The organism is Sphingobacterium sp. 1.A.5, from assembly GCF_002734235.1.
GTDB lineage: Bacteria > Bacteroidota > Bacteroidia > Sphingobacteriales > Sphingobacteriaceae > Sphingobacterium > Sphingobacterium daejeonense.
Genome location: NZ_PEBA01000050.1, coordinates 1 through 928 on the forward strand (window position 1 = coordinate 1; position 928 = coordinate 928).

2 protein-coding genes are annotated in these 928 nt (G+C 45.6%); both read left to right on the forward strand.

Going from position 1 to position 928, the window contains the following annotated elements; all coding sequences use genetic code 11:
• Positions 1-342, forward strand: a 342-nt coding sequence (locus CRT24_RS15650) for a DUF4372 domain-containing protein (RefSeq protein ID WP_144034595.1), incomplete at its 5' end; no start/stop codon positions are given.
• Positions 302-928, forward strand: a 627-nt coding sequence (locus tag CRT24_RS15655) for an IS4 family transposase (RefSeq protein WP_180269153.1), incomplete at its 3' end; no start/stop codon positions are given. The genes CRT24_RS15650 and CRT24_RS15655, both read left to right, overlap by 41 nt.

The following is a 928-nucleotide window of genomic DNA, read 5'->3' on the forward strand; positions in this document are numbered from 1 at the left end:
CAATCTGACAAACATCACAAGGGCATCAACAGTTGGACGCATTTTGTGAGCATGCTATTCTGCCATCTCTCTTCGGCAGATTCGGTTCGTGACATTTCTAATGGACTCCGCAGCACTACTGGCAACATGAACCATATGGGTATCTCCAGAACGCCGAGCAAGTCCAACCTTTCCTATATGAATGCTCATCGCGATCACGGTCTTTTCAGGGATCTGTATTATAAGCTTTTGGATCACCTATGGCAACAGCATACTCATAAAAGGCCGGAATTGCGAAGATTACAACGTAAGGTGTTTTTTGATGGATGCTACCGTTATTCCATTGTGCTTGAGTGTATTTGATTGGGCCAAGTTCCGTAGTGCCAAGGGAGCGGTGAAGTTACACACCGTATTGGATTACGATGGCTGTATGCCAAGTTTCGTCCATATTACAGATGGCAAACAGCATGAATCCAAAATTGCTAAGTCGATGTCATTTCCCAAAGGTTGCGTGGTTATTGTAGACCGGGGCTATGTGGATTATGCCTGGATGAACGTTTTGGACAGCACCGGCTGTTTCTTTGTCACCCGAGCGAAATCCAACATGAAATATACACTAGTGAAAACGGTAAAGAGCGAAGAGCTTCGTACTGGCGGGATCCTTGAAGATCAGCTTGTTGAGCTTGACGGACTTGCCAATCAAAGGTATGCAGGAAAGAAGATGCGTTTGGTTCGCGTTTGGGACAGCACCAAAAACGTGGAATACGAGTTCCTGACCAATAATTTCTCCTGGAAACCAGCCACCGTAGCAGCGCTCTATAAAGAACGTTGGGAGATTGAAACCTTCTTCAAGCACCTCAAACAACGGCTTAAGGTAACCAGTTTTGTGGGAACATCTGAAAATGCAGTGTACATCCAAATATGGACTGCACTTATCGGGATCCTGCTC